A 25,869-nucleotide genomic window follows, 5' to 3' on the forward strand; every position below is an offset into this window, starting at 1 on the left:
ACCAACAGTGGAGAGCGTCATGCCGGTCATTCTGTGGTGGTTGGGTGTGCCGTTGAGCGTCGTCCTGGTCCTCTGGCTCGTCGGCGTCGTCTAGCCGCACAACGTGTAGGGCGCAATGAGCGTAGCGAATTGCGCCGAAAAAGCCTTCAAAAGCCGTCGCTGCGCAATTCGCTGCGCTCATTGCGCCCTACTAGGACCACGAAGACTTGGTTGAACTGACGGGCTGGGGGCTTTAAGCCTTCTGCCATGAACACCCCCGACGAAAACATCACGCCGCTGTTCGCCCGGCCGAAGCACCGGCCGAGCCCGGACGGCGCGGCGCCGTTCCTGCCGATGAGCCGCGCCGAGATGGCGCGGCTGGGCTGGGACGCCTGCGACATCATCCTGGTGACGGGCGACGCCTATGTCGACCATCCGAGCTTCGGGATGGCGATCGTCGGGCGGCTGCTCGAAGCGCAGGGATTCCGGGTCGGCATCATCGCCCAGCCGGACTGGCAGTCGGCCGAGCCGTTCAAGATCCTGGGCCGCCCGAGACTGTTCTTCGGCGTCACCGGCGGCAACATGGATTCGATGGTCAACCGCTACACGGCGGACCGTCGGCTGCGCCACGACGACAGCTACTCGCCGAACGGCGAGGGCGGCCGGCGGCCGGACCGCTGCGTCATCGTCTACGCCCAGCGCTGCCGCGAGGCCTTCAAGGATGTGCCGATCGTGCTCGGCGGCATCGAAGCATCGCTGCGCCGCATCGCGCATTACGACTACTGGTCCGACAAGGTGCGCCGCTCGGTCCTGGCCGACGCCAAGGCGGATCTTCTCATCTACGGCAATGCCGAGCGCGCGCTGGTCGAGGTCGCGCATCGCGTCGCCGCCGGCGAACTCTCGCGCGATCTCGCCGATGTGCGCGGCGTCGCTCTGTTCAGGCGAATTCCCGAAAACTTCATCGAGCTGCATGCCGACGATCTCGACTCCGCCGACGAGGGGGCGCGGCAGGTGTCGGGCGACGTCGTGATCAGGCTGCCGGGCTACGAGCAGGTCGAGCAGGACAAGGAGGCCTATGCCCGCGCCTCGCGGGTGCTGCACCGGGAGAGCAATCCCGGCAATGCGCGGCCGCTGGTCCAGCGCCATGGCGACCGTGATCTGTGGCTGAACCCGCCGCCGATCCCGCTGACCACGGCCGAGATGGATGCGGTCTACGATCTTCCCTACGCGCGGGCACCGCATCCATCATACGGCGATGCCAAGATCCCCGCCTGGGACATGATAAAATTCTCGGTGACGATCATGCGCGGCTGCTTCGGCGGCTGCACCTTCTGCTCGATCACGGAGCACGAGGGGAGAATCATCCAGAACCGCTCGGAGGGCTCGATCCTGCGCGAGATCGAGCTGATCCGCGACAGGACGCCGGGCTTCACCGGCGTCATCTCGGACATCGGCGGGCCGACCGCCAACATGTACCGCATGGCCTGCAAGGACCCGACGATCGAGGCCGCGTGCCGGCGGCCGTCCTGCGTGTTCCCCGGCATCTGCCCGAACCTGAACACCTCCCACGACGAGCTGATCAGGCTCTATCGCAAGGTGCGCGAGGTGAAGGGCGTCAAGAAGGTGATGGTCGCCTCGGGCGTGCGCTACGATCTCGCCGTCGAGAGCCCGGCCTATGTGAAGGAGCTCGTCAGCCATCACGTCGGCGGCTACCTGAAAATCGCGCCCGAGCACACCGAGCGTGGGCCGCTCGACAAGATGATGAAGCCGGGCATCGGCGCCTACGACCGCTTCAAGACGATGTTCGACGCAGCGGCGAAGCAGGCCGGCAAGCAGTATTTTCTCATTCCGTATTTCATCGCGGCGCATCCCGGTACGACCGATCAGGACATGATGAATCTCGCGCTGTGGCTCAAGCGGAACCGCTATCGGGCCGACCAGGTGCAGACCTTCCTGCCGTCGCCGATGGCGGTGGCGACCGCGATGTATCACACCGGCGTGTCGCCGCTGCGCGGGGTGCGGCGCGGCGCCTCCGACAAGGTCGAGGCGATCACCGGGCTGCGCCAGCGCCGGCTTCACAAGGCCTTTCTGCGTTATCACGACCCCGACAACTGGCCGCTCTTACGCGAGGCACTCAAAAGCATGGGCCGCGCCGACCTGATCGGCGCGCGCCCCGACCAGCTCGTGCCCGCCGTGCAGCCGCCCGGCACCGGAAAAGCCGCCGGCACGCGACGTCCGATCCGCAACGGCGCCAAGCCGCAGCGCTTCACCACCAAGGGCGTGCGGATGCGGTGACGCCGTAGGGCGCAATGAGCGCAGCGAATTGCGCCGAGAAGAACGCTTCTACCGGCGCAATTCGCTGCGCTCATTGCGCCCTACGAGGCTGGTTATTTGGCCGTCGCCGGGGCCGGCGGCGTGACATTGGCGGTGAGCAGGCGGATCTTCCAGGCCTCGCCGTCGCGGGCGAACATCATGCTCCAGCGACCGGCGCGCGACAGCGCCCCGCTCGGTCCCTGGCCGGCGAGCGTGTACTCGCCATAGGCCAGCGCCGCGGTGCCGACCGGCTGCGCCTGGTCGAGCTTGACCACCTCGTGGTTCCAGCCCTGCTTGAAGAAGCCGTCGTAGAAGGTCTTGATCGCCGCGCGGTCGGCCAAAACGCCGGCCGGCGTCACGAAGGTCCCGTCGGCCGTGAACAGCGCCGCCACCGCCTCCGAATCCTGCTTGGCGACGGCGTCCTCCCACGCTCGGCAGATCGTCTCGACCGACTGGCGCAACGCCGCGGTCGTGGGGTCGATGTTCTGGGCCGAAGCGTTTTGTGCAAAGGCCGGCCCGGCCAGCAGCACGAGGGCGACGAGCAGTGCGCGCAGCATGGTGTCCTCCCGGATCGAAGAATGCCGGCAGGGTAGGGCGGCGGCGCTCTTCGCGCCAGCCCGGAGTGGACGAGGCGGGAGTGCGAGGTGCGGCGGCGCCGCTCAGCTCTTGCCGTGCGAGGTCAGCGCCTCGTCGACCGCGACCCGGAGCTCGGCCAGCGTGAACGGCTTGGTGATCACGTCGTGGATCAGCGATTCGAGGCCGAAGGCCCGCTCGCGCTGGTCCGCATAGGCGGTCATCAGCAGGATCACCAGGTCCGGATAGTCGCGCGCCGCCGAGAGGGCGAGCGCGATGCCGTCCATCAGCGGCATGCGGATGTCGGTGAGCAGCAGGTCGAAGCGGCCCTGCTCGCGGCCGAGCACGTCGAGCGCCTCGGCGCCGTCGGCGGCCGCCGTCACGGCGTGGCCGTCCTGGGTCAGGCCGCGCACGATCAGGTCGCGCAGCGTGTCCTCGTCTTCGGCGATCAGGATGCGGGCCACCGGGTCCTCGTCCAAAACAGTCGTCGATCAGCGATCGCGGCGCGTGAAGAACCGCACCTGGATGTCGCGGCTCTCGGCCGGCGGCGAGGCCAGGCGGGTGCGGAACGGTTGCGCCTCGCCGGGGGCGAGCGCCGCCTTCTGGGGCAGCGCCGTCCAGGTATAGATCTCCGCGCCGCTCGCGTCGCGCGTCGAAAAGCGCAGCCGCGGCACCTCGATACGGACCTTGGCGACGTTGACGACGACACCCTCGACGACCACGACGGCGACGTTGTCGGCCGTGTCCATCTCGATCTTGACGCCCTCGATGGCGAGCCCGCGCAGATTGACGGGCAGGCCGAGCTTGGCGAACAGCGAGGCGGTCTGGGGCATCGCCCGCACCACGTCGGCCCGCCAGGCCAGCACGACGCCGATCACCACCATCAGGGACAGGACGACCGTGATCAAGCTCGGGCGCGGCAGCGTCCACTGCCGCTTGGGCTTCGGCTTGGCCTGCTCGCGGGCGAGCCGGCGTGTTTCGGCGGCCTCGAACTCGGCGTCCCAGTCGCGCGGCGGGGCATCGGGTTCGGCGAAGGGATCGTGCTCGGGCACGACCGAGGGGGCATCCTCGACGGTGCCGCGGTCGCCGGCCTCCTCGTCGAGGTCGACGGCGGCGTTTTCGCGCGGCGGCGGCGACAGGTCGTCCGGCCAGCCGTCTGCGTCAGTGCCGATACCCGTGTCGGGGCTGGTGTCGTCGGCCTGGGCGGTCGCGAAGGCGCCGGCGGGTGCAGCCGCAGCCGCAGCCGCAGCCGCAGCCGCGGCCTCGTTCGCCCGGCGGGTGGCGGCCCGGCCGGCCGCCTCCAGGGCGGCGGCGTCGGCGGCGCTGGCGCTCCACAGGGTCCGGCACGCCGCGCAGCGCACCTTGCGGCCGCTGGACGCGTCCGGAACCTCGTACCAAGCCTCGCACTGTGGACAGACGATCTTCATGACACCGAACGCACCGCCTTCCCCAACTGCCCCATTCTAGCCCCGGCTTCGTTAATGATCCGGAAACCAAGTTGATGGCGCTCTGGTGGAGCGGCAGTGCTGCGATCCGAAGGCTTCGCCGGTGCCGACGTGCCGGCGGCCCCGGGTTCTAGTAAAAGGGAGCGAATCGCGCCGCGGGGGCACCCCAGGCGCGACGCGACGGGCGCGGAGGTCCCCATACGGCAGGGGGAAGCGGAGAACGGCTTGGTTCGGTTCGAGAATGTGGGATTGCGGTACGGGCTGGGTCCGGAGGTCCTTCGCGACCTGACCTTCCGCATCGAGCCGCATTCGTTCCAGTTTCTCACCGGGCCTTCGGGGGCCGGCAAGACCTCGCTCCTGCGTCTGTTGTTCCTGTCGCTCAAGCCGACCCGCGGCCTGATCACGCTGTTCGATCACGACGTCGCAACGCTCGACAAGGATTCGCTCGCCGTGCTGCGGCGGCGCATCGGCATCGTGTTCCAGGACTTCCGCCTGCTCGACCACATGACCACCTACGAGAACGTGGCGCTGCCGCTGCGTGTCCTCGGCCGCGACGAGGAGAGCTACCGGCACGAGGTCGAGGAGCTGCTGCACTGGGTCGGGCTCGGCGAGCGCATGGCGGCGCTGCCGCCGATCCTGTCCGGCGGCGAGAAGCAGCGCGCCGCCATCGCCCGCGCCGTCATCGCCCGGCCGCAGCTCCTGCTCGCCGACGAGCCGACCGGCAATGTCGATCCCAATCTCGCCAAGCGGCTGCTGCGGCTGTTCATCGAGCTCAACAAGTCGGGGACGTCGGTGGTGATCGCCACCCACGACATCGGCCTGATGGACCAGTACGACGCGCGCCGTCTGGTGCTGCACGAAGGGCGGATCCACGTCTATGACTGACCGGAACGCAGAAAGTCCGCGCCCCTCCGTCCGCCTGGCGTCCCTGGCGGGCCTGATGGCGCTGCTGCGGCGACACCCGCGCGAGACCCCGATCGTGCCGCGGGCCTCCATCGCGGGCAGTGCGCTGATCGCCGTCGTCGCCATCATGACGTTCCTCGCCTCGCTGACCACCGGGGCCGTCGTCGTGGTGCTGGGCGCCGCGGCGGAATGGCAATCCGACGTCGCCCGCGAGGTCACGGTTCAGGTCCGCCCGATGGCCGGCCGCGACATCGAGGCGGACGTGCTGCGCGCCGTCGACATCACCCGCAGCGCGGCCGGCGTCACGGCCGTGCGGGCGCAGGACAAGGCCGAGTCGGCGCGACTGCTCGAGCCGTGGCTCGGCTCCGGCCTGTCGCTCGACAGCCTGCCGGTGCCCCGCCTGATCGTCGTCCAGGTGACGCCGGGCCGCCCGCCCGACTTCGCCGCCCTCAAGGCGCGGCTCGCCGCCGAGATCCCGAGCGCCAGCTTCGACGATCATCGCGGCTTCTCCCGCAGGCTGCGCGCCATGGCCGACACGATGGTCGCCTGCGGGCTCGCGATCCTGGCGCTGGTGATGGCCGCGACCGTGCTGTCGGTCGCCTTCGCCACCCGCGGCGCCATGGCGACCAACCGGCCTACCGTCGAGGTGCTGCACTTCATCGGCGCCAAGGACGCCTATGTGGCCGGCCAGTTCATGCGGCATTTCCTGCTGCTCGGCCTGCAGGGCGGGGGGATCGGCGGCGGCGCCGCCGTGCTGCTCTTCCTGCTGCTCGGGCTGATCAGCGGACGACTGGTCGGCGGGTCCGATGCGGGCGCCCTGTTCGGTGGCGCCTCGCTCGGCTTCGGCGGCTATCTGGTGCTGCTCGCCCAGGTCGCCCTGGTCGCCGTGGTGACGGCGCTGACCTCGCGGCGCATCGTCCGGACGACCCTGAAGGCGGTGAGCTGAGGCTCGCGCCGGCCGAAAGACAGGCGGTCGGCGGGCCGGTGGGAGGGCCGACCGGACCCGGATACGCCTTTCCACCGCCGAATTTGGCGATATTCTCGACCGCGGGACGTGACGAGTATGGCGATCGAGGACGGACGACCGGCGCGAGAGGTCGCGGGCGACGCCCCGCGTGAGCCTCCGTCTGCGCGGCCGACAGGATCCCGTGGTCCGGTGCGTCACCACCCGTTGCGGCGCCTGGCGCTCGTCCTGCTCGGGCTCGGCGTCGCCGGCGTCGCCACCTTCCTGATCGGCTTCCTGTGGTTCGCCTGGCGGGTGCCGCGCGAGGAGGTGGCCCTCACCGTCACGGCCGACGGCATCGTCGCGCTGACCGGCGGCGCCTCGCGGGTCGTCGACGCGGTCGAGCTGCTCGCCTCCGGCCGCGGCCGCCGCCTGCTGATCACCGGGGTCCACCGCACCACCAATTCGAGCGAGCTCGCCCGCGGCGTGCCCGACTTCGAGCGCCTGTTCGCCTGCTGCATCGACCTCGACCACGAGGCCCGCAACACCATCGGCAACGCCATCGAGACGCGCCGCTGGACGCTCGGCCGCGGCTTCCGCTCGCTCGTCGTGGTGACCTCGAGCTATCACATGCCCCGCGCCATGGCCGAGCTCGGCCACCGGCTGCCCGGCGTCGCCCTGATCCCGTATCCGGTGGTGACCCAGGCGCGCGCCGAGCCGTGGTGGTCGAGCGCCGCCAACGCCAAGCTTCTCATGACCGAATACGTGAAGTACATCGTCGCGCTGGCGCGGATGCGGATCGAGCCGGTGGTCGATCTCGCCGAAGCCGAACAGCGCCGGCGCCCGGGACCGGCCGCGCAGCACGGACCCGCATCGTGATCGTCGTCCGCTCCGTCCTGTTCAACGTCGCCTTCTACGTCACCCTCGCGCTGTACCTGATCGCCGCGCTGCCGCTGCTGGTGTTGCCCAGGCGGGCCATCGTCGGCATGGCCAAGCTGTGGGGCCGCACCAGCGTGTGGCTCCTTCGGGTCATCTGCGGCGTCGGGGTCGAGTGGCGCGGGCTCGACCGCATCCCCCCCGGCGGCCTCCTGGTCGCATCCAAGCACCAGTCGATGTGGGAGACCTTCGCGCTGCTGTCGCTGTTCGACAATCCGAGCTTCATCCTCAAGCGCGAGCTGACCTGGCTGCCGCTCTTCGGCTGGTACACCCGCAAGGCCGGCATGATCCCGGTCGACCGTACAGCCGGCCGCGGCGCGCTCCTGGGGATGGCGCGTGCCGCCCGCGTGCTGCTCGACCATGGCCGCCAGATCATCATCTTCCCCGAAGGCACCCGCCGCGCCCCCGGCGCCGCGCCCGATTACAAGCCCGGCATCGCGCTGCTCTACGGCGAGCTCGGCGTGCCCTGCCTGCCGATCGCGCTGAACACCGGCCTGTACTGGCCCCGCCGTCGCTTCCTGCGACCGCCCGGAAAAATCCTGGTCGAGGTCCTCGATCCGATTCCGCCCGGCCTGGCCCGGCGGGCGTTCCTGAAGCGCCTGCAGGAGACGATCGAGCCCGCCACGGAACGCCTCGTCGCCGAGGGCGAGGCGGCGCTCGCCGCCGCAGGGTACGAGCGCAGGCTCGCTCAGGTCGACGGCGTGTCGGCCGGGCGGTCGTGAGGCGGCCGGGCCTCCGCCGCCGCGAGGCGGCGCGCGATGGCGTGGAGCTGCGTGTCGCGGCAGCCCTGCTGGTCCAGCTCCCGCACGGTCGCCAGCACATAGTCGCGGTTCGGCCCCGACTGGCCGTGGCCCTGGCGGACCAGATGGAGCTGGGCCGCGAGATCGAGCCGGCCGGCATATTGGGGATGGCCGCGGTCGACCGCATAGACCAGCGCCCGCACGCGTCGCGCGGCCTCGGCGTGCCCGCCTGCCGCCGGGGTGGGCGGGGGAGCGAGCAGGGTCACGGGCCGCAGGGTCTCGAGATAGACATGGGTCACCTGCTCGCGGGCCCGCAGATAGGCCAGCGTTTCGGCCCGGAGCGCCTTGTCGACCCGGAAGGCGATGCCCCGGCAGGTGCCGCCACGGTCGAGTCCGAGCACCAGCCCTGGCTTTTCGGGGGTGCCGCGGTGCACGAACGAAAATACGCAGAGCGCGCGGTGCAGCCCGACCAGCCGGGCCGGGACGCGCTCGACGAAGGGGAAGCCCGGCCGCCACATCAGCGAACCGTACCCGAATACCCAAAGATCCTCGTCGGCGTGGTCGATTTCGGCGGTCTTCGTCACGGTCATGGTCCGGGTGGCGCCGGCCTCGGGGCGCTCGGATTGCCGAAAACCGCGCCCGACGATCCCGGACCGGTTGACACCAGACTGCCACAAGGCTCGCCTAACAGCCGGTCCGGCCCGGGACAAGTCCGTCCCGGCGAGGTGCCGGGCGAAAATGCCGGCCAACCGCGAAAGGACCAGCCGTGAGGTCGATCGGAGACGAGCCCCTGCCGGTTCGCCGCAAGCGGCGGCCGTGGCTGATCGCCCTGCCGCTCGTCCTGGTGGTGGCGATCGGGCTCGGCTGGACGGTCTTCTGGTTCCAGGCCGCCTCGGTCAGCCGCTCCGTGCTGGCCGGCTGGCAGGCGAACGAGGCGGCGCTCGGGCGCACCTACAAGTGCGCCGAGCAGGACGTCGGCGGCTTCCCGTTCCGCTTCGAGCTGCGTTGCAGCCAGCCGACCGCCGAGCTGCGCTCGACCACCCCGCCGGCTGCGCTCGCCGCCAAGAGCACCGTGGTGGTTGCCCAGGTCTGGCAGCCGACCCTGGTGATCGGCGAAGCGACTGGACCGCTCCTGATCGGCGAGGTCGGCGCTGCGCCCGTGCTGTCGATCAACTGGTCGCTCGCCCAGGCGAGCCTGCGCGGCCTGCCGACCGACCCGGAGCGCCTTTCGGTGGTGCTCGACCGGCCGCTGGCGACTTCGCTGGACGGCTCGGCAGCCGGGCTGATCGGCCAGGCCAACCGGGCCGAGTTTCACGCCCGCATCGCCGGCGGCTCGGCTCGCCGCGACCCGGTGCTCGACCTCGCCCTGACGCTCGACCAGGCGTTGGCGCCGATGCTCGGCCGCGCTGCCGCATTGCCGCTCGACCTCGACATGGTGGGTGTGCTGCGCGGCCTGCCGTCGCTGTCGCCGCGCTCCCTGAAGGACACGCTGCGGACCCTGCAGGCGGCGAACGGCCGCCTCGAGATCTCCCGCGCCCGGGTCCAGCAGGGCGACATCGTCGCCATCGGCACCGGCACGCTCGGCCTGTCGCCGCGCGGCGCGCTGGACGGCGAGCTGCAGCTCACCGTCGTCAATGCCGACAAGCTCCTGCCGCTGCTCGGGGTCGATCGGCTGGTCACCCAGCTTCTGCCGCAGGCGACCCGCGACAAGCTCGCCCCCGGCCTCGACAAGCTCATGCCCGGCCTCGGCAACGTTCTTCGCGGCGCGCCTGCGCCGGGCGGCGGGGCTGCCGGCGCGGAGGCGCTCGGGCCGTCGGTCGAGCTCGAAGGCCAGCGCGCCGTCAAGCTGCCGCTGCGCTTTTCCGACGGTGCCGTGCTGCTCGGGCCGTTCAAGGTCGGCCAGGTCGCGCCGTTTTATTGAAATACCCCGTCATTCCGGGGCGCACCGAAGGTGCGAACCCGGAATCCAGCGGCAAGCAGCGAGCATGTGGGTGGATTCCGGGCTCGCGGACCTACGGTCCACGCCCCGGAATGACCGAGGATGGAGTTCCAGGATCGCTCACGCCGCGCTCGCCAGGATGGCCTTCTCGGCCGCCGCGATGGCCTCCGGGGTGCCGACATGCATCCACAGGCCTTCGAGCCGCAGGCCGAAGAGGCGGCCGGCCGCCTCGGCGCGGTCGAACAGGCGGGTCAGCGCGAAGGCTCCGTCGGGCGCGTCGGCGAACAGGGCCGGCGACAGCAGCGCCACCCCCGAATAGACGAACGGCACCACCTCGCGCTCGGCGCGGCGCTGCAGGCGCCCGTCCGGCGTCATGCCGAAATCGCCGCGGCCGGAGTAGCCGATGCTGGCCGAGGTGGCGGCGAGCAGCAGCAGGGCGTCCATGGCGGCGGAGTCGAACATCTGGGCGAGCCGGTCCAGATTCGTCTTCACGCCGTCGATCCACAGCGTATCGGCATTGACCAGGAAAAACGGTCCATTGTCGAGCTGCGGCAGCGCCTTGACGACGCCACCGCCGGTGCCGAGCAGGGCCGGGCGCTCGTCCGAGATGACGATCCGGGGGCGGTGGCGACCGGCGAGGTGGCGCTCGATCTGGTCGGCGAAGAAATGAACGTTGACCACCGTGGTTTCGACTCCGCTGGCGACCAGCCGGTCGAGGACGTGGTCGAGCAAGGGCTTGCCGCCGACCGGCACCAGCGGTTTCGGCAGCGTGTCGGTCAAAGGCCGCATGCGGGTGCCGAGACCGGCGGCGAGGACCATGGCGTTTCGGGGGCGAGCAACGGCGGGCGACAGCATCGGCGACCTCTTCGAGGGGCCCTTGTTGCACACGATTCTGTCGCGCGGCTCAACAGCAACCGAATCGGTGCGACCATGCGGACCGTGGCGGCTGGGGATGACGCGGCAATGACCCGGGACAGGAGCGCGTTCAGCAAAGGCGAATTCCGGTTTGGCGTCCGAACGCACTCCAGATTTTAGAGTTGGAGCGTATTCTTCCCGCGAAACGCGAGCCACTTCGCTGGAAACGCTCGCGTGAGAGTCCCCGGCCAGCTCGCAGGTTCACATCTCGAATTTCGGGCGCTTGCGTTCGCGGCGGGGCTTCTGCTGCACGTTCTTGAGGAACCGCACGCCGATCTGGTCGCCATTCAGCCACACCCGCTCGCAGCGTCGGTGGGCATGGCCCCAGTTGGAGAGGACGAGGAAGAACTCGTCGAGGTTGATATCCTCGGTCGAGCCGAACACCGTCAGTTTCGCCTCGCTGTCGGAAACGTCCTCGAGCAGCACCTCACGTTGCCAGGTTCCGTCGATGCTCATGATGCGCGCGGCATAGCCGTGCTCGAACTCGACCCGATCCCCCGCTCGTCGTTCCGTGTTCATGACCGGCAGTCCCGATGCCCGCTGCGCTCGCTCGTTTTTACACGGCCAACCTTGAACAACGCCTTACCGTCGCGGCCGAGGGCATTTCGCAAATCCGATTAAAGCCTTCTTAAGCACCCGACGGCAATATTCGTTGAGCGCAAGACTGGCGAGAGCTAATACAATTGAATTACTCTCGTCTAATATGCTATTTTGTCAAAGTATAGCTGCGGGAAACACCTCAGATGTCAAAGACGTCTCTGCCGACTCGTCTGGCATTCATTCGCATCGACGATGAGGTCCGAAGCTGCCTGCGCGAACTACAGCCGCTGGTGGCGCGCGTGCTGCCGGGGTTGCTCGACGACTTCTACGCACATGTGGACCAGTTCCCCGACATGGCGCGGATGTTCCGCGACAAGGCGCACCAGACGCACGCCCGCGACAAGCAGATCAAGCACTGGGCCATGATCACCGAGGGAAAGTTCGACCAGAGCTACGTCGACTCGGTGACCCGGATCGGCAAGGCGCACCATCGGCTCGGCCTCGACCCGCAATGGTACATCGCCTCCTACAGCATCGTCATGGGCGGGCTGCAGCGGGCGATCGAGACGGAGATCGACAGCGGCCTGTTCGGCAAGAAGGCGCGGGAGAAGCGGGCCCACAAGGCGAGGCTGCTGGCCGCCATCACGACGGCGGCGCTGCTCGACATGGACTTCTCGATCTCGGTCTATCTGGAATCGGGCCTGACGGCGAAGCAGGAGCTGATCGACAATCTGAGCAGCGCGTTCAAGAACGTCATCGACACCGTGTCGGCCGCCTCGACCGAGCTGCAGGCGACGGCCGGCTCGTTGAGCGAGACCGCGCGGGCGACCACCGGCCTCACCGCGGAGGCGGCGGGAGCCTCCGAGGAGGCCTCCGGCAATGTCCAGGCCGTGGCGGCCGCGACCGAGGAGCTCAGCGGCTCGGTGCACGAGATCGCCCGCCAGGTGCAGGATTCCAACCGCATCGCCAGCGAGGCCGTGGCCCAGGCGCAGAAGACGGACAGCCGGATGGGCGAGCTGTCGCAGGCGGCCAACCGCATCGGCGACGTGGTGAAGCTCATCACGGCGATCGCCGAGCAGACCAATCTGCTGGCGCTGAACGCCACCATCGAGGCGGCGCGGGCCGGCGAGGCCGGCAAGGGCTTCGCTGTCGTCGCCTCGGAGGTGAAGGCGCTGGCTGCCCAGACCGCCAAGGCGACCGGCGACATCGGCGGCCAGATCGCCGCCATGCAGGCCGTGACCCAGGACTCGGTCTCGGCCATCAAGGAGATCGGCACGACCATCGGCCACATTTCCGAGATCAGCGCCGCCATCGCGGCGGCCGTCGAGCAGCAGGGCGCGGCCACCAAGGAGATCGCCGGCAACGTCCACCGCGCCTCCGAGGGGACCCGGCAGGTCGCCTGCACCATCGCCAACGTCAACAGTGGCGCGTCCGAGACCGGCGCGGCGGCCGAGCAGGTGCTGATGTCGGCGCGGTCGCTCGCCCAGGAGAGCACGCGCCTCAACGATGCGCTGAAGCAGTTCGTCTCCTCGGTGCGGGCGGCCTGACGGCCGCCCATGCGGGCACGCGCGTTCCGGCCTCGGCCCTCTCCGCCTCAGCCCCCGCCGGCTCAGGCCGGCGGGGCCGGCGGCGGCGGCACGTAGGCGGTGTACCAGGCCTTGAGCGGAGCGAGCGACGGGTGCGCCAGCGCCCGCTGCAGATAGGTCGCCACCCGCGGCATGTGGCGCAGATACTGGGGCTTGCCGTCGCGCTGGGCGAGCCTGGCGAAGATACCGAGGATCTTGGTGGCGCGCTGCGCCGCCACGGTGGCGTAGATCTGGGCGAACAGGCCGACGTCGAAGCCAGGCTCGTTGGCGCGCCGCGCCCGCGCATAACGTCCGAGCAGCTCGATCTCCAGGTCCTCCGACACGGTGACGCGGGCGTCCTGCAGCAGCGAGGCGAGGTCGTAGGCGGCCGGGCCCATCACGGCGTCCTGGAAGTCGATCACGCCGACCCGCTCGATGCCGCGCCGCTCCGGCAGCCAGATCAGGTTGGGCGAGTGGAAGTCGCGCAGCACCCAGGTCGGGGTCTGCGCCAGCACCGGCTTGAGGGCGTCGCGCCAGAACGACAGGAAGGCGCTGCGGGCCGGCGTCGTCGGCACGGCCGCGAGGCGCGGCAGGTACCATTCGAGCAGCAGCTCGATCTCGATCAGGAAGGCGTCGAGATCGTAGTCGGGCAGCCGGTAGGTGAGCTGCTGGGTCACCGGCAGCTCGCTCGGCAGCAGCATGTGGCCGTGCAGGGCGACCAGCAGGTCGACGGCGGCCCGGTAGCGCTCCGGGACGGGGGCGGGCGGATTGCCTTCGACCACCCCTTCGTTGCCCAGGTCCTCGACCAGCACGAAGCCGTCGGCGAGGTCGGCGGCATGGATGGCGGGGGCCGAGAAGCCGAGCGTGCGCAGCGCCTCGGCGACGGCGACGAAGGCCTTCACGTCCTCGGAGAGATGCGCGATGGCGCTGTAGCTGCGGCCGTAGCGGATCGGCGGGCCGTCGGGGCGGCGCGGCGCGTTCATCAGCAGCAGCGGCTTGTGCGGCAGCAGGAGTCGCTCGTAGGAGCGCGCCGAGGCGTCGCCGGCGAGCCGCTCGCGCCGCACCTCGCCGAGCCCGTTTCGGTCGAGGAACTCCCGCAGCCGCAGCATCCGCTCGGCCCGGCCGGCGAGGCTGCCGTGGCCGGTGAGTCGCACCACGCGGGCGTCCGGACCGGTGTCCGGGTCGAGCCTGATCTCGATCTCCAGCCGGTCCGGCGGGGCGAGGTCGGGGGCCCGGTCCGGCCACTCGATCAGCACCACGGCACCGGCCGGGATGTCGTCGAGGCCGAGCTCGGTCAGCTCCTCCGACCCGGACAGGCGGTAGAAGTCGGCATGCATCAGGGTGAAGCGGGGAAGGTCGTAGCTCTGCACCAGCGTGAAGGTCGGGCTCGGCACGTCGAGCTCCGGGTCGTCCGCGAGATGGCGGATCATGGCGCGGGCGAGTGTCGTCTTGCCGGCCCCGAGGTCGCCGGACAGCATCACCGCGTCGCCGGGATCGACCGCCGAGGCGAGGTCGACGGCGAGCTGCTGCATCGCCTGCTCGTCCGGTAGCGTCAGCGTGATGGGCGTGGCGCCGGTCCGGGACGGTTCCATGGGGAAGGGGCGATCTCTCGGGCGGCGTTCACTCGGCGGCGGTGCGGGCCACCGCCGTCGTCACCAGCGGGAAAATACACACCACCGTGGTGCCCTGTCCAATCGCCGTGTCGATCCGCACCGTGCCGCCGTGCAGCTCGACGAAGGACCGCACGATCGACAGGCCGAGGCCGGCGCCGCGATGGCCCGAGCCGCGCGGATCGCTCTCGAACCAGTCGAACACCTTGTCGGTCAGCTCGGGCGGGATGCCGGGGCCCTGGTCGCTGACCGTGAACACCACGGCGTCGGCGGTGCGCTCGGCCGCCAGCGTCACCCGCCCGCCGGGCGGCGAGAAGCCGATCGCGTTGGCCAGCAGGTTGAACAGGATCTGGCGGATGCGCCGGCCGTCCGCCGTGAAGCCGCCGATCGTCGGGTCGGCCCGCAGATCGAGCACGAGGTCGTTCTGCACCACCCGATCCTGCACGCCCTCGGCAGCGGCCTCCATGGTGGCGCGGATGTCGACCGAGCCGACATTGAGCGTCATCGCCCCGGCATCGATCGTCGCGAGGTCGAGGATGTTGTTGATGATGGCGAGCAGCGCGTTGGTCGAGACCGTGATGTAGCCGAGATATTCGGTCTGCTTGTCGTTGAGCGGGCCGGTCGTCTGGTCGCCGAGGAAGTGGGCGAAGCCGATGATGTTGGTCAGCGGCGAGCGCAGCTCGTAGGAGACGTGGTGGACGAAGTCGAGCTTCAGCTCGTCGGCGGCGATCAGCGCCTCGTTGCGCTCGAGCAGCGCCCGCTCGACATTCACCGAATCCGTCACGTCGTGGAACGTGACGAGCGTCGCGCCGTCCGGCAGCGGCACGGTGGCGAAGTCCATCACGCAGCCGTCGCCACGCTCGATCCGGCCGGCACGCGGGTCGCGATTGTCGAGCGCCGTCACGGCGGCGCGCAGCGCCTGCCAGGTGGTTTCGTCGCGGTAGAGCGGCCGGCACAGATCGATCACCTGCTCGATGTGCGGCCGCAGCGACAGGACGTCGGGCGTGAGCTTCCAGCTCGTGGCGAAGGCCGGGTTGAACAGCCGCAGCCGGCCGTCGCTGCCGAACACCGAGACGGCCTCGGCGAGATTGTCGAGCGTCTCGCCCTGCACCCGGGTCAGCGCGTCGGCGCGGCGCTCGAGCTCGAGCCGCTCGGTGATGTCGGTGAACAGATAGGTGACGCCGCCTTCGGGATTCGGCGTGGTGACCACCCGCAGGGTGCGGCGGTCGGGCAGGTGCCATTCGGAGGTCTCGCTCGCGGTCGAGTGATACGCCTTGTGCAGGTTGAGCTTCCACTGGCGGAAGTCCTGCTGCTCCGGCAGCCGGCGGGCGGCGCGCAGGCGGTCGAGCACCTGGGAGTCGCTCGGGCCGTCGGCGAGGAACTCGGCGTCGAGATCCCACAGGGTCCGGTAGGCGGTGTTGTAGAAGTCGAGACGGCGATCGGCTCCGAACACGGCGACGCCGGTGGCGAGATGGTCGAGGGTGCGGCGGTGGTCTGCCTGGATGTGGTCGAGCTCGGCGTGCAGCCGCTCGGCCTCGGTGGCGTCGATGGCGATGCCGACGCGGCCCTGTGCCACCGGCAGCTCCAGCACGTCCATGCTGCGTCTCGCGCCGGCCATGATGGCGGGCAGCCGGCCCGCGAAGGCGCTGCCGGTGTCGAGCGTGCGGGTGATCGCCTCGCGCTCGGCGCGGCCGAGCAGCTCGGTGTGCTGCGCCACCGCAGCGACCGGACCGGTGGCGTCGACGGCGCGGGCATAGGCGGCGTTCACCAGCGTGAGCTGGCCGGCGCCGTCGCGCATCCATACCGGCGTCGGCAGCATCTCGACCAGGCTGCGCAGCGCGTCGGCCTCGTTCTGCAGCTTCTGGGCGCGCACGCTCGACTCGGCGAGGTCGCGCTTGATGCCGGTGACGTTGCGCAGCTTCATCACGGCGAAGCCGCCGATCGGGCGCCCCTCCGCCTCGACATGGCGGCCCAGCAGGGTGGTGAGGAGAAGCGCGAAGGCTTCGCCCTTGACGCGCAGCCGGTCGATCGCGTCGCCGAGCGCGCCGGCGAGCTCCGGGCTGAGCCATTGGCCGTAGGCGAGGATGTCGTGCGGGGCGAGCGCGGGCGCGATGAACGACACCTCGCCGATCACCTCCGGCTCGCCGAGGCCGGCCGTCCACACGACCAGCACCTGCGGCTCCGACATCAGCAGTGCAGCGAGACGGTCGACGTCGGAATGCAGCGAGGCGATCTCGGCGCGCGAGCTCTGTTGCTCGGTGGCGGCGCGGTTGCGGGTGCGCACCAGCGCGATCGCCGTGACCACGGCGAAGGCGGTGACGCCGATCACCAGGACCAGCGTCGTCAGCGCCTGGGTGCCGAGCCGCGAGACGGCGTCGAGATACGGTGTTCCGAACGAGACCTCGGCGGTCGCCGTCCGGGCGGAGCCGAAGGTGGCCACAGCGAGGGCGAGGAAGATGCGGCCGGACGTGAAGAACGGTGTCTGGAGGCGTCGTGGGGCGAGCGAGCGAATCTCGAGATGTCTCCCGAGGTGTCGTGGCGGCGGACGAACCCCGCTTGCCGTCGCGCCCGCGTCCCGCATCGTGTGCTCACCCCTGCCGGTCCCGGTCCGGTTTGATCCGGGCCGGCCCGATCGAACTCGTATATGCGCTCTCGCTCGCCGGAACGGGCGCCACTGCTCGGTCGGATACAGACGCTGGAACTTCACCCCACGGCGATCAGCGCAACGCGCCGCCGCCGTCCCCACGATCGCCTCCCGTGGGGCGCTCGCGAATCGCCCGTCAATCTACCCTCAACCGGACTCGCGCCGGAAGAGTCCAGACGGTGAACGTCGACATCGTTCTCGAAATTCCGTCATGCCGATGCGGCGGGGCCGCGCGCGAACGGCGAATCCGCCTGCGCCATCGGATGATGTGGGCTAGCCGCTGGTGTCGACGAGCGGACGTTCGGCGCTCTTTCGGATCAGCGCGTCTCGTGCAGTCCGGTGGATCCGAAGCCGCCGGCACCGCGTGCCGTCTCGTCGAGAGTCCCGGTCTCGCTGATCATGACATGCAGCACCGGCGCGACCACGAGCTGGGCGATGCGGGCGCCGCGCGCGACCTGGAACGGGGCGTCGCCGAAGTTCGCCAGCACCACCTGCACCTCGCCGCGATAATCGGCGTCGATCGTGCCGGGCGTATTGAGGACCGTAACACCGTGCCGTGCCGCGAGGCCGGAGCGCGGCCGCACCTGGCCCTCGGTGCCGGGCGGCAGCGCGATGGCGAGCCCGGTCGGGATGGTGGCGCGGGCGCCCGGCGCGATCGTCACAGGTGCGTCGGCCGGAACGGCGGCGACGAGGTCGAGCCCGGCGGCGGCTGCGCTCTGGTAGGCGGGCAGCGGCAGGTCGGCGCCGTGCGGCAGGCGCAGGATACGCAGATCCACGTGGTTCATACGGATTCCTCGAGGGTCTCGGCCATGCGGGCGACGAGCGCCTGCGCGACCTCTTCCTTCGACTGGATCGGCCAGGAGTCGACACCCGCTGCCGTCACCACGTGCACGGTGTTGCGGTCGCCGCCCATCACGCCGCTCGCCGCCGAGACATCGTTGGCGACGATCCAGTCGCAGCCTTTTCGCGCCAACTTGTCGCGGGCATTGGCGACGACGTTCTCGGTCTCGGCCGCGAAGCCGACGACGAGACGCGGCCGCTCGCTCGTCCGGCGGGCGATGGTCGCCAGGATGTCCGGGTTCTCGACCAGCGCGAGCTGCGGCGTGCCGGCCTGGCCCTTCTTCAGCTTGTGGGTTCCGGCGGTGGCGACCCGCCAATCGGCGACCGCCGCCGCGAACACCGCGACATCGACCGGCAGCGCCGCCTCGACGGCGGCCAGCATCTCGCGGGCGCTCTCGACCCGCACCACGGTGACGCCCGGCGGGTCGGCGAGCGTCACCGGTCCGGAGATCAGCGTGACGGCGGCGCCGGCCGCGGCGGCGGCGCGGGCGATGGCGTGGCCCTGCTTGCCGGACGAGCGGTTGGCGATGTAGCGCACCGGATCGATCGGCTCGTGGGTCGGCCCCGAGGTGATCAACATTTTCCGGCCGGCGAGGGGACGTGCCGCCGGATCGCGGGTCGCGAGCAGCGCCTCGGCGGCGGCGACGATCTCCAGCGGCTCGGCCATGCGGCCGACGCCCGCCTCGCCGCTCTCCGCCATCTCGCCGGCGTTCGGGCCGACCATCGTGATGCCGTCGGTGGCGAGTTGGGCGACGTTGCGGCGCGTCGCCTTGTGGGCCCACATCACCGGGTTCATGGCGGGCGCGATCAGTATCGGCCTGTCGGTCGCCAGCAGCACCGTCGAGGCGAGATCGTCGGCGTGCCCGCCGGCCATCTTGGCCATCAGGTTGGCGGTCGCCGGCGCCACCACCACCAGGTCGGTCTCGCGGGCGAGCCGGATATGGCCGATGTCGAACTCGGTCTTGCTGTCGAACAGATCCGTATAGGCGGGCTCGCCGGCGAGCGCGCCGGCCGACAGCGGCGTGACGAATTCCTGCGCCGAGCGCGTCATCACCACCCGCACCGAGGCGCCGCGCTCGCGAAACCGCCGGATCAAGTCGAGCGCCTTGTAGGCCGCGATGCCGCCGCTGATGACGAGGAGGATTTTTGTCGAGGAGAGGGTCATGGGGCTCGGGTGTTCGCCCGTTGAGGGATGTTCACCTCGGTCATGGCCGGGCTTGTCCCGGCCATCCACTTGTTTCGCGGCCTTCGGCCGCGCCGTGGATGCCCGCGACGAGCGCGGGCATGACGGTGCAGAATGCGCGGCGAATACATATCACCGCATGCGGCAGGCTCAAAACCGGCGAACCCTCACCGCCACAGGTGCAAAAACAGCAGCAACGCGATCACCCACAGGGCGATCGTGGTGCCGTGGCCGCGGCGGGCCTCCGCCTCGCCGATGCCGGCGACCGTCTCGGGGGCGAGCACGATGCCGTCGCGGGTGGCGCGGTCGAGCTGCGCGGCGATCCGCGCGCCGTGCGCCAGCAGCTCCGGCACGCCGCCGAGGAAGCGGCCGACCTCGCCGGCGCCCTCCACCGCACCTTCGACCCGGCCGGCCGGGCCGAGATTGCGCTCGATCCAGGCCCGCATCACCGGCTCGGCGGTGCGCCACATGTCGAGCTTGGGATCGAGCATGCGGCCGACCCCTTCGACCACCACCATGGTCTTCTGCAGCAGCAGCAGCTCGGGCCTTGTCCGCATGTCGAACAGCCCCGTCACCTCGAACAGCAAGGTGAGCAGCTTGGCCATCGAGATGTCCTCGGCGCTGCGGTTGTGAATCGGCTCGCCGATGGCGCGGATCGCCTGCATGAAGGCTTCGACCGAATGATAGGGTGGCACGTAGCCGGCCTCGAAATGCACCTCGGCGGTCCGCCGGTAGTTGCGGCTGATGAAGCCGTAGAGGATTTCCGCGAGGAAGCGCCGCTCCTTCTCGTTGAGCCGGCCCATGATGCCGAAATCGACCGCCACCAGCCGGCCGGCATCGTCGACGAACAGGTTGCCGGGATGCATGTCGGCGTGGAAGAAGCCGTCCCGCACCGCGTGGCGCAGGAAGCTCTGGATCACCGAGCGGCCGAGCTTCGGCAGGTCGAGGCCGCGCCGTTCCAGAGCTCCGCGGTCGGACAGCGGCGTGCCGTCGATCCACTCGGTGGTGAGCACGTTGTGGGCGGTCAGGTCCCACTCGACGGTCGGGACGCGGAAATCGTCGTCGTCCTTGACGTTGTCGGCCATTTCCGAGGCGGCTGCCGCCTCCAGCCGGAGATCCATCTCGACCGTGACGGAGCGGGCCAGCGTCGCCACCACCTCGGTCAGCCGCAGGCGCCGCGCCTCGGCCGAGAACCTCTCGGCCATCCGGGCGGCGAAGAAGAAGGCCTGGATGTCGGCGCGCAGGTTCTGCTCGATGCCGGGCCGCAGCACCTTGACGGCCACCTGCTTGCGGCCCGTGTCGGTGACGATCTCGGCGCGGTGCACCTGGGCGACCGAGGCGGCCGCGATCGGCGGGCCGAAGGATGCGAAGGCGACGTGCAGGGGGCGGCCGAGCGCGCGCTCGATCGCCGCCTCCGCCTGGTCCTGCGGAAAGGGCGGCATCCTGTCCTGCAGGCTCTCAAGGTCGGTGGCGATGGCGATGCCGACCACGTCCGGGCGCGTCGCCAGGAACTGGCCGAGCTTGACGTAGCTGGAGCCGAGCCGGCCCAGCGCCGCCGACAGCCGGCCCGCGCCGGTTGCCGCGGTCGGGCGTTCCAGCAGGCGCGCGAGCTTCAGGCCGAGCTGCGCGGCGCCGGGCAGCGGCGTCGGATCGACAAGGGCGAAGACGCCCTCGCGGGCCAAAACGAAGCCGGCGCGGGTCAGGCGGATCAGGTGGGAGAAGGGAGGGATCATCGGGAACCGTTGGATCGAGTCGGCCACGGGGTCATTGCCGGGCTCGACCCGGCAATCCATCGTGTCGAAACGAATCCTTTTCGAGGATGGATGCGCGGGTCGAGCCCGCGCATGACGCTATTCGGCGGATGTCCCTCACAGCCGCCAGCCGGAATGCAGGGCGACGATGCCGCCGGTCATCATGCGCACGTCGACCCGGCGGAATCCGGCGGCGGCGATCATCCGGGCGAAGGCCTGGGGCTTCGGGAACTTACGGATCGATTCGACGAGATACCGGTAGGCCTCGGCGTCGCCCGCCACCATGCTGCCGATCCGCGGGATCACGTTGAACGAGTAGAGGTCGTAGAGCTTCTCCAGCCCCGGCACGTCGACGGTCGAGAACTCCAGGCACAGGAACCGGCTGCCCGGGCGCAGCACCCGATAGGCTTCCGCGAGCGCCGCCTCGATGCGCGGCACGTTGCGGATGCCGAAGGCGATCGTGTAGGCGTCGAAGGCTTGGTCCGGGAACGGCAGGTTTTCCGCGTTGCCCTCGACGAACGTCACCACGTCGTCGACGCCGCGGGAAAAGGCGCGCTCGCGGCCGACCTCCAGCATGTCGGTATTGATGTCGCAGACGGTCGAGCGGGTGCCGGCGCCGCCGGCCTCGATGGTGCGGAACGAGATATCGCCGGTGCCGCCGGCGACGTCGAGCAGGCTGAACGGCCGGTCGCTCTTGGGCGGATTGACGGCGGTGACCAGCACGTCCTTCCAGGCCCGGTGCAGGCCGGCGGACATCAGGTCGTTCATCAGGTCGTAGCGGCGTGCCACCGTGTGGAAAACGTCGTCCACCAGGGCCTGCTTCTCGGCGAGCGGCACGGTGCGGAAGCCGAAATGGGTTTCTGTGGAATGATCTGTCGGCATGGGATGTCTGTGACGGGCTCGTGCTTTTGCGCGGCGGACCATAGCGCGGGCGATGCGGTGGCGCTATCTCTGAGGTGCCATGGCCCCTCGCTCTCCGTCCGCCACCCGAAACCGCCGAGACGCCAAGCCGATGCCTCTCGATCCGCTCGTCCCCGCGAAGGCGGGGACCCAGGGGCCACACGGTCCGAGGCTCTGGATCCCCGCTTTCGCGGGGATGAGCGGAATTTTGGGCGCAGCGGTCGCGAACCATGCCTGAGCTCCCGGAGGTCGAGACCGTCCGGCGGGGCCTGGCGCCCGCCATGGAGGGCGCCAAAATCCTCGTCGCGACGCTGCGCCGGCCCGATCTGCGCCGGCCGTTTCCCAACGATTTCCGCCAGCGGCTGGAGGGAGCGACCGTCACGGCTCTGCGCCGGCGGGCCAAGTACCTCCTCGCCGATCTCTCCACCGGCGACGTGCTGGTGATGCATCTCGGCATGTCGGGATCGTTCCGGGTCGAGCTGGCGGACGGCGCCACCCTGACGCCCGGCGCCTACTACCACGCCCGCTCCGAGGTTTTGGCGCACGACCATGTGGTGCTCGAGATGTCGTCGGGCGCCCGGGTGGTGTTCAACGATCCGCGCCGCTTCGGCCTGATGCTGGTGGTGCCGGCGGCCGAGCTTTTCGAGCACCCGCTGATGCGCGAGGTCGGGCCGGAGCCGCTCGACCCGGCTTTTGACGCGGCACGTCTCGCTTTAGCCCTCGCCGGCAAGGCGGCGCCCCTCAAGGCGGCGCTGCTCGACCAGACCGTGGTGGCCGGACTCGGCAACATCTATGTGTGCGAGGCGCTGCACCGCTCGAAGCTGTCGCCGCGTCGGGCGGCCGGCACCGTGGTCGGCCGCGGCGGGGTGCCGACCCCGAAGGCCGTGGCGCTCACCGACGCCATCAAGGCCGTGCTGGCCGACGCTATTCGTGCCGGCGGCTCGTCGCTGCGCGACCACCGCCAGACCGACGGCACGCTCGGCCTGTTCCAGCATCGCTTCCGGGTCTACGACCGCGAGAGCGAGGCCTGCGTCACCCCTGGTTGCAAGGGGACGATCCGGCGGATCGTCCAGTCCGGGCGCTCGACCTTCTTCTGCCCGGCGTGCCAGAAGTGAGGAGTGGCGCGGGCGTGTCTTCGGGCAGGCTTGTTTCGCCTCATCTCCGCCGGTCCGGCTCACTCCTTTCACCTCCCCCTGGAGGGGGGAGGTCGCCGAGCGAAGCTCGGCGGGAGGGGGTGATCGGCGAAGCCGGCGTTCTGGGCTTCACCCCACCCCGGTCGTGCGCTGACGCGCACGCCCGACCCTCCCGCCGCGGCGAAGCCGCGGAACCCAGGGGAGGGTGAAACCAGCGAGGTTCCGTGAACTCCCGTTCGGACATCGGCCGCAAGCTCCACGACTACGGCCCCGGCCTCGCCGGGGCGGTCGCGTTCGCGGGCGCCGACCTGTTCACCAAGGTGGCGCTGGCGACCGGCACCGACGTGATCACCATGGCGACGGCGCGCTCGGTGCTCGGCATCGGCCTGACTGGGCTGTGGATCGGGCTCGGCCGCACTCCGGTGCCGCTGACCCGCACCGAGCGCCGCGTCGCCCTGGCGGTCGGGGTGCTCTACGCCGGCATCATCTTCTGCGTCTTCAAGGCCATCGAGCTTTTGACTGTGCCGATGGCGATCCTCACTTATTTCATCTATCCGCTGGTCACCGGTCTCCTCGGCGCCCTGATGGGCATCGAGACGCTCGGCTGGCGCGGGTTTCTGGCGGCGCTGGCGGCCTTCGTCGGCCTCGCCGTGATGATCGGGGCCTCCCCGAGCGATCTCAGCGTGCTCGGGATTGTCTACGCGCTCGCCGGCGCCGCCTGCCGGATCGCCGTGCTGCTGATCAGCCGCAAGCTGCTGATGCGCGCCGACGCGCGGCTGAGCACCTGGTATTCGGGGCTGGCCACGGCAGTTTTGTTCGGCGTCGGCTCGCTCGCCACGCTGCACTTCGTCCCGCCCGTGGTGGCGATCGGCTGGCTGTGGATCGTGCTGCTCGCCGTGACGACCACGACCGGCGTCGCCGTGCTGTTCATGTCGACCACGCGAATCGGCCCGTTCCGCACCGCCCTGACCATGAACCTCGAGCCGCTGCTCGCCACCATCCTCAGCGCGATTTTCCTGGGCGAGGTTTTTGCGCCCGTGCAGGCGGTCGGCGCCGCCGTGATGATCGCGGCGCTGTTCGCGTTCCAGCTCAGACGGTGACAGACGGCGCTGCCTCGTCATCCCGGGGCGTCGCGAAGCGGCGAGCCCGGGACCCATAACCCCGGACTGTGTTTATGGATTCCGGGCTCGCGCCTGCGGCGCGCCCCGGAATGACGGAGTTCCTTCAGCCCCACCGTACGTCGTGGCGGTCCAAGACCTTGCGGACCGCGGCGACGAGATCGTCCTGCGGGACCAGCAACTGCGCGTCCGCCTGCCGCTGCAGATAGTCCTCGCGGTCCTTGTCGAGCTTTGCCAGTTCGGCGCCGAGCAGCAGATCCTTGACGATCACGTGCGGCACGCCGCTCGCGTGATCTTTCTCGTCCGATCCCTGGATGATGACGCACGGGCTCCTGCGCCGGTCCGCGTATTTGAGCTGGTTGCCCATGTTTTTGGGATTGCCGAGAAATAGCTCGGCCCGGATTTTTGCCGCGCGCAGCGTCGCCACCATCTTCTGATAGTCGGCGAGACGGGCGCGGTCGAACACCGTCACCACCACCGGGCCGGGCGCCGGCGTGGTGTCGATCTTTCCCAGAAGCTGCAGCGCCGCCTGCAGGCGCGACACGCCGATGGAAAAACCCGTCGCCGGCACCGGCTCGCCGCGGAAGCGCGATACCAACCCGTCATACCGCCCGCCGCCGCCGACCGAGCCGAACCGCACGGGCCGCCCCTTCTCGTCCTTGGTGTCGAGCAGTAGCTCCACCTCGTAGACGGGGCCGGTGTAGTACTCCAGGCCGCGAACTACGGTTTCGTCGATGCGGATACGAGTCTCGTCGTATCCTGACGCCGAAACCAGCTCGGCAATGGCTCGAAGCTCCTCGACGCCGTTATCAATTAAGGCATTCGAGTCGCTCAGAGACCCAAACTGCTGCAATTTCGTAACGTTTGTTCGAACGTCGGATAGAGTTCGTTGTTGTCCATCGAGATCGGTCTCGGTCCAGCCTTGAGACCACCCAAAAAGTAGCAGCACCCGGTCTCGCTGCCAGTCTTCCAGTCCAGCGCCTTTGGTAAAATCCCCGCTCTCGTCCTTGCGGCCTTCGCCCAGAAGCTGACGTACGCCTTCGATGCCGAGCCGATCCAACTTGTCGATCGCCCGTAGCACCGTGAGCCGGCGGCCGGCATTCGCGTCGCCGCCCAGGCCGATGGCTTCCAGCACGCCGTCCAAAACCTTCCTGTTGTTCACCTTCACCACATACGAGCCGCGTGGAATTCCCAGCGCCTCCATGGTGTCCGCCGCCATCATGCAGATTTCGGCGTCCGCCGCCGGCGAGGCACTGCCCACCGTGTCGGCGTCGAACTGCATGAACTGGCGGAAGCGGCCCGGGCCGGGCTTCTCGTTCCTGAAAACCCAGCCGAAGCGATACGAGCGATAGGGCAGGGCGACGTTCTGAAAATTCTCGGCGACGTGGCGGGCGAGCGGCGCGGTGAGGTCGTAGCGGAGCGACAGCCACTGCTCGTCGTCGTCCTGGAACGAGAAGACGCCCTCGTTCGGCCGGTCCTGGTCGGGCAAGAACTTGCCCAGCGCGTCCGTGTACTCGATCGCGGGGGTTTCCACCGGCTCGAAACCGTACAGCTCGTAGACGGCGCGGATCTTGTCGATCATCGCTTGCGTCGCGGCGATCTCGCCCGGGCCGCGGTCGGCGAGGCCGCGCGGCAGCCGCGCCTTGAGCTTGCTCTTCTTGTCGGTGGCCATGATCTGCGTGACTCTTTCCGTATCGCGTCGTCGCGCACGCGCGCTCGTCCACACTCTGCGCGTCATACGCGGGCTCGACCCGCGTATCCATCTTCGAAAAAGACATTCTTTTCAGAAGGATGGACTGCCGGGTCAAGCCCGGCAATGACGGAGGGGAAACGCGTGCCCGCGCGGCCGGCTGCCGTCGATAACTCACCCCATCCGGCCCGGCAAGCCGTTCCGCTGGC

Annotated in this window: 22 protein-coding genes; 9 read left to right on the forward strand and 13 right to left on the reverse strand. The window is 69.8% G+C overall.

Features of this window, described 5'->3' with window-relative positions:
- Positions 1–246 precede the first annotated feature (246 nt).
- Entirely contained in the window at positions 247–2,274 is a 2,028-nt protein-coding gene (locus HXX10_RS23505) for a YgiQ family radical SAM protein (protein WP_296525697.1), read from the forward strand.
- A 92-nt stretch (positions 2,275–2,366) separates the two neighbouring features.
- On the opposite strand, the gene HXX10_RS23510 is transcribed toward HXX10_RS23505, so the two are convergent.
- The 3 genes from HXX10_RS23510 to HXX10_RS23520 form a co-directional block, all read right to left on the reverse strand.
- The gene (locus tag HXX10_RS23510) at positions 2,367–2,849 is read right to left on the reverse strand and encodes a nuclear transport factor 2 family protein (RefSeq protein ID WP_296525698.1); all 483 of its coding nucleotides are present in this window, start codon (positions 2,847–2,849) and stop codon (positions 2,367–2,369) included.
- Positions 2,850–2,951: 102 nt separating this feature from the next.
- On the reverse strand, positions 2,952–3,329 hold the full coding sequence (locus HXX10_RS23515) for a response regulator (RefSeq protein WP_296525699.1): 378 nt from the start codon (positions 3,327–3,329) through the stop codon (positions 2,952–2,954).
- A gap of 27 nt (positions 3,330–3,356) precedes the next feature.
- Complete coding sequence (locus HXX10_RS23520; protein WP_296525700.1) at positions 3,357–4,292, reverse strand: DUF3426 domain-containing protein; 936 nt, start codon at positions 4,290–4,292, stop codon at positions 3,357–3,359.
- A gap of 243 nt (positions 4,293–4,535) precedes the next feature.
- On the opposite strand from HXX10_RS23520, the gene ftsE reads away from it, so the two are divergent.
- The 4 genes from ftsE (at position 4,536) to HXX10_RS23540 (ending at position 7,814) form a co-directional block, all read left to right on the forward strand.
- Positions 4,536–5,195, forward strand: coding sequence for a cell division ATP-binding protein FtsE (ftsE, locus tag HXX10_RS23525; RefSeq protein WP_296525701.1), 660 nt, complete (start codon positions 4,536–4,538; stop codon positions 5,193–5,195).
- Positions 5,188–6,159, forward strand: a complete 972-nt coding sequence (locus HXX10_RS23530) for an ABC transporter permease (protein ID WP_296525702.1) — start codon at positions 5,188–5,190, stop codon at positions 6,157–6,159. The genes ftsE and HXX10_RS23530 overlap by 8 nt, the downstream gene beginning before the upstream one ends.
- A 210-nt stretch (positions 6,160–6,369) precedes the next feature.
- Complete coding sequence (locus tag HXX10_RS23535; RefSeq protein ID WP_296525703.1) at positions 6,370–7,035, forward strand: YdcF family protein; 666 nt, start codon at positions 6,370–6,372, stop codon at positions 7,033–7,035.
- A complete protein-coding gene (locus HXX10_RS23540) occupies positions 7,032–7,814 on the forward strand; it encodes a 1-acyl-sn-glycerol-3-phosphate acyltransferase (RefSeq protein WP_296525704.1) in 783 nt (260 codons plus the stop codon). The genes HXX10_RS23535 and HXX10_RS23540 overlap by 4 nt, the downstream gene beginning before the upstream one ends.
- On the opposite strand, the gene HXX10_RS23545 is transcribed toward HXX10_RS23540, so the two are convergent.
- On the reverse strand, positions 7,781–8,422 hold the full coding sequence (locus tag HXX10_RS23545) for a gamma-glutamylcyclotransferase (protein WP_296525705.1): 642 nt from the start codon (positions 8,420–8,422) through the stop codon (positions 7,781–7,783). The genes HXX10_RS23540 and HXX10_RS23545 overlap by 34 nt on opposite strands.
- Before the next feature lie 176 nt (positions 8,423–8,598).
- Between HXX10_RS23545 and HXX10_RS23550 the strand changes: the two genes are divergently transcribed.
- Positions 8,599–9,753, forward strand: a complete 1,155-nt coding sequence (locus HXX10_RS23550) for a DUF2125 domain-containing protein (RefSeq protein WP_296525706.1) — start codon at positions 8,599–8,601, stop codon at positions 9,751–9,753.
- 138 nt (positions 9,754–9,891) lie between these two features.
- Here HXX10_RS23550 and HXX10_RS23555 read toward each other — a convergent pair whose 3' ends face one another.
- The gene (locus HXX10_RS23555; protein WP_296525707.1) at positions 9,892–10,626 is read right to left on the reverse strand and encodes a nucleotidyltransferase family protein; all 735 of its coding nucleotides are present in this window, start codon (positions 10,624–10,626) and stop codon (positions 9,892–9,894) included.
- A gap of 261 nt (positions 10,627–10,887) precedes the next feature.
- Positions 10,888–11,205, reverse strand: coding sequence for a PilZ domain-containing protein (locus HXX10_RS23560; RefSeq protein ID WP_296525708.1), 318 nt, complete (start codon positions 11,203–11,205; stop codon positions 10,888–10,890).
- A 224-nt stretch (positions 11,206–11,429) separates the two neighbouring features.
- Between HXX10_RS23560 and HXX10_RS23565 the strand changes: the two genes are divergently transcribed.
- Entirely contained in the window at positions 11,430–12,773 is a 1,344-nt protein-coding gene (locus tag HXX10_RS23565; protein WP_296525709.1) for a globin-coupled sensor protein, read from the forward strand.
- A 62-nt stretch (positions 12,774–12,835) separates the two neighbouring features.
- Here HXX10_RS23565 and tsaE read toward each other — a convergent pair whose 3' ends face one another.
- The 6 genes from tsaE to ubiE form a co-directional block, all read right to left on the reverse strand.
- A complete protein-coding gene (gene tsaE, locus HXX10_RS23570) occupies positions 12,836–14,383 on the reverse strand; it encodes a tRNA (adenosine(37)-N6)-threonylcarbamoyltransferase complex ATPase subunit type 1 TsaE (protein WP_296525710.1) in 1,548 nt (515 codons plus the stop codon).
- Between the two features lie 28 nt (positions 14,384–14,411).
- A complete protein-coding gene (locus HXX10_RS23575; RefSeq protein ID WP_296525711.1) occupies positions 14,412–16,982 on the reverse strand; it encodes a PAS domain-containing sensor histidine kinase in 2,571 nt (856 codons plus the stop codon).
- A 380-nt stretch (positions 16,983–17,362) separates the two neighbouring features.
- The gene (gene dut / locus HXX10_RS23580; RefSeq protein WP_296525712.1) at positions 17,363–17,830 is read right to left on the reverse strand and encodes a dUTP diphosphatase; all 468 of its coding nucleotides are present in this window, start codon (positions 17,828–17,830) and stop codon (positions 17,363–17,365) included.
- The gene (gene coaBC / locus HXX10_RS23585) at positions 17,827–19,050 is read right to left on the reverse strand and encodes a bifunctional phosphopantothenoylcysteine decarboxylase/phosphopantothenate--cysteine ligase CoaBC (RefSeq protein ID WP_296525713.1); all 1,224 of its coding nucleotides are present in this window, start codon (positions 19,048–19,050) and stop codon (positions 17,827–17,829) included. The genes dut and coaBC overlap by 4 nt, the downstream gene beginning before the upstream one ends.
- A 185-nt stretch (positions 19,051–19,235) precedes the next feature.
- Positions 19,236–20,801: a 2-polyprenylphenol 6-hydroxylase gene (gene ubiB / locus HXX10_RS23590; RefSeq protein WP_296525714.1), complete on the reverse strand. Its 1,566-nt coding sequence runs from the start codon at positions 20,799–20,801 to the stop codon at positions 19,236–19,238.
- 135 nt (positions 20,802–20,936) lie between these two features.
- Positions 20,937–21,701 carry a bifunctional demethylmenaquinone methyltransferase/2-methoxy-6-polyprenyl-1,4-benzoquinol methylase UbiE gene (ubiE, locus tag HXX10_RS23595; protein WP_296525715.1) on the reverse strand — a complete coding sequence of 255 codons (765 nt, stop codon included), beginning with the start codon at positions 21,699–21,701 and terminating at the stop codon, positions 20,937–20,939.
- 248 nt (positions 21,702–21,949) lie between these two features.
- On the opposite strand from ubiE, the gene mutM reads away from it, so the two are divergent.
- Both mutM and HXX10_RS23605 read left to right on the forward strand, forming a co-directional pair.
- Positions 21,950–22,834, forward strand: a complete 885-nt coding sequence (mutM, locus tag HXX10_RS23600; RefSeq protein WP_296525716.1) for a bifunctional DNA-formamidopyrimidine glycosylase/DNA-(apurinic or apyrimidinic site) lyase — start codon at positions 21,950–21,952, stop codon at positions 22,832–22,834.
- Between the two features lie 242 nt (positions 22,835–23,076).
- Positions 23,077–23,952 (forward strand): DMT family transporter, encoded by an 876-nt coding sequence (locus tag HXX10_RS23605; protein WP_296525717.1) that lies wholly within the window; start codon positions 23,077–23,079, stop codon positions 23,950–23,952.
- 124 nt (positions 23,953–24,076) lie between these two features.
- Here the strand turns inward: HXX10_RS23605 and hisS are convergent, their stop codons facing one another.
- Positions 24,077–25,642 carry a histidine--tRNA ligase gene (gene hisS / locus HXX10_RS23610; RefSeq protein WP_296525718.1) on the reverse strand — a complete coding sequence of 522 codons (1,566 nt, stop codon included), beginning with the start codon at positions 25,640–25,642 and terminating at the stop codon, positions 24,077–24,079.
- Positions 25,643–25,869 lie beyond the last annotated feature (227 nt).

The organism is Rhodoplanes sp. (genome assembly GCF_013377085.1).
In the GTDB taxonomy this organism is placed as follows: domain Bacteria; phylum Pseudomonadota; class Alphaproteobacteria; order Rhizobiales; family Xanthobacteraceae; genus Rhodoplanes.

Bases quoted from the DNA above. Each gene is read 5' to 3' on its own strand.
- HXX10_RS23505 (WP_296525697.1), top strand. From the start codon at position 247: ATGAACACCCCCGACGAAAACATCACGCCGCTGTTCGCCCGGCCGAAG.
- HXX10_RS23510 (WP_296525698.1), bottom strand. From the start codon at position 2,849: ATGCTGCGCGCACTGCTCGTCGCCCTCGTGCTGCTGGCCGGGCCGGCC.
- HXX10_RS23520 (WP_296525700.1), bottom strand. From the start codon at position 4,292: ATGAAGATCGTCTGTCCACAGTGCGAGGCTTGGTACGAGGTTCCGGAC.
- HXX10_RS23530 (WP_296525702.1), top strand. From the start codon at position 5,188: ATGACTGACCGGAACGCAGAAAGTCCGCGCCCCTCCGTCCGCCTGGCG.
- HXX10_RS23545 (WP_296525705.1), bottom strand. From the start codon at position 8,422: ATGACCGTGACGAAGACCGCCGAAATCGACCACGCCGACGAGGATCTT.
- HXX10_RS23555 (WP_296525707.1), bottom strand. From the start codon at position 10,626: ATGCTGTCGCCCGCCGTTGCTCGCCCCCGAAACGCCATGGTCCTCGCC.
- HXX10_RS23560 (WP_296525708.1), bottom strand. From the start codon at position 11,205: ATGAACACGGAACGACGAGCGGGGGATCGGGTCGAGTTCGAGCACGGC.
- HXX10_RS23565 (WP_296525709.1), top strand. From the start codon at position 11,430: ATGTCAAAGACGTCTCTGCCGACTCGTCTGGCATTCATTCGCATCGAC.
- tsaE (WP_296525710.1), bottom strand. From the start codon at position 14,383: ATGGAACCGTCCCGGACCGGCGCCACGCCCATCACGCTGACGCTACCG.
- HXX10_RS23575 (WP_296525711.1), bottom strand. From the start codon at position 16,982: ATGCGGGACGCGGGCGCGACGGCAAGCGGGGTTCGTCCGCCGCCACGA.
- dut (WP_296525712.1), bottom strand. From the start codon at position 17,830: ATGAACCACGTGGATCTGCGTATCCTGCGCCTGCCGCACGGCGCCGAC.
- coaBC (WP_296525713.1), bottom strand. From the start codon at position 19,050: ATGACCCTCTCCTCGACAAAAATCCTCCTCGTCATCAGCGGCGGCATC.
- ubiB (WP_296525714.1), bottom strand. From the start codon at position 20,801: ATGATCCCTCCCTTCTCCCACCTGATCCGCCTGACCCGCGCCGGCTTC.
- ubiE (WP_296525715.1), bottom strand. From the start codon at position 21,701: ATGCCGACAGATCATTCCACAGAAACCCATTTCGGCTTCCGCACCGTG.
- mutM (WP_296525716.1), top strand. From the start codon at position 21,950: ATGCCTGAGCTCCCGGAGGTCGAGACCGTCCGGCGGGGCCTGGCGCCC.
- hisS (WP_296525718.1), bottom strand. From the start codon at position 25,642: ATGGCCACCGACAAGAAGAGCAAGCTCAAGGCGCGGCTGCCGCGCGGC.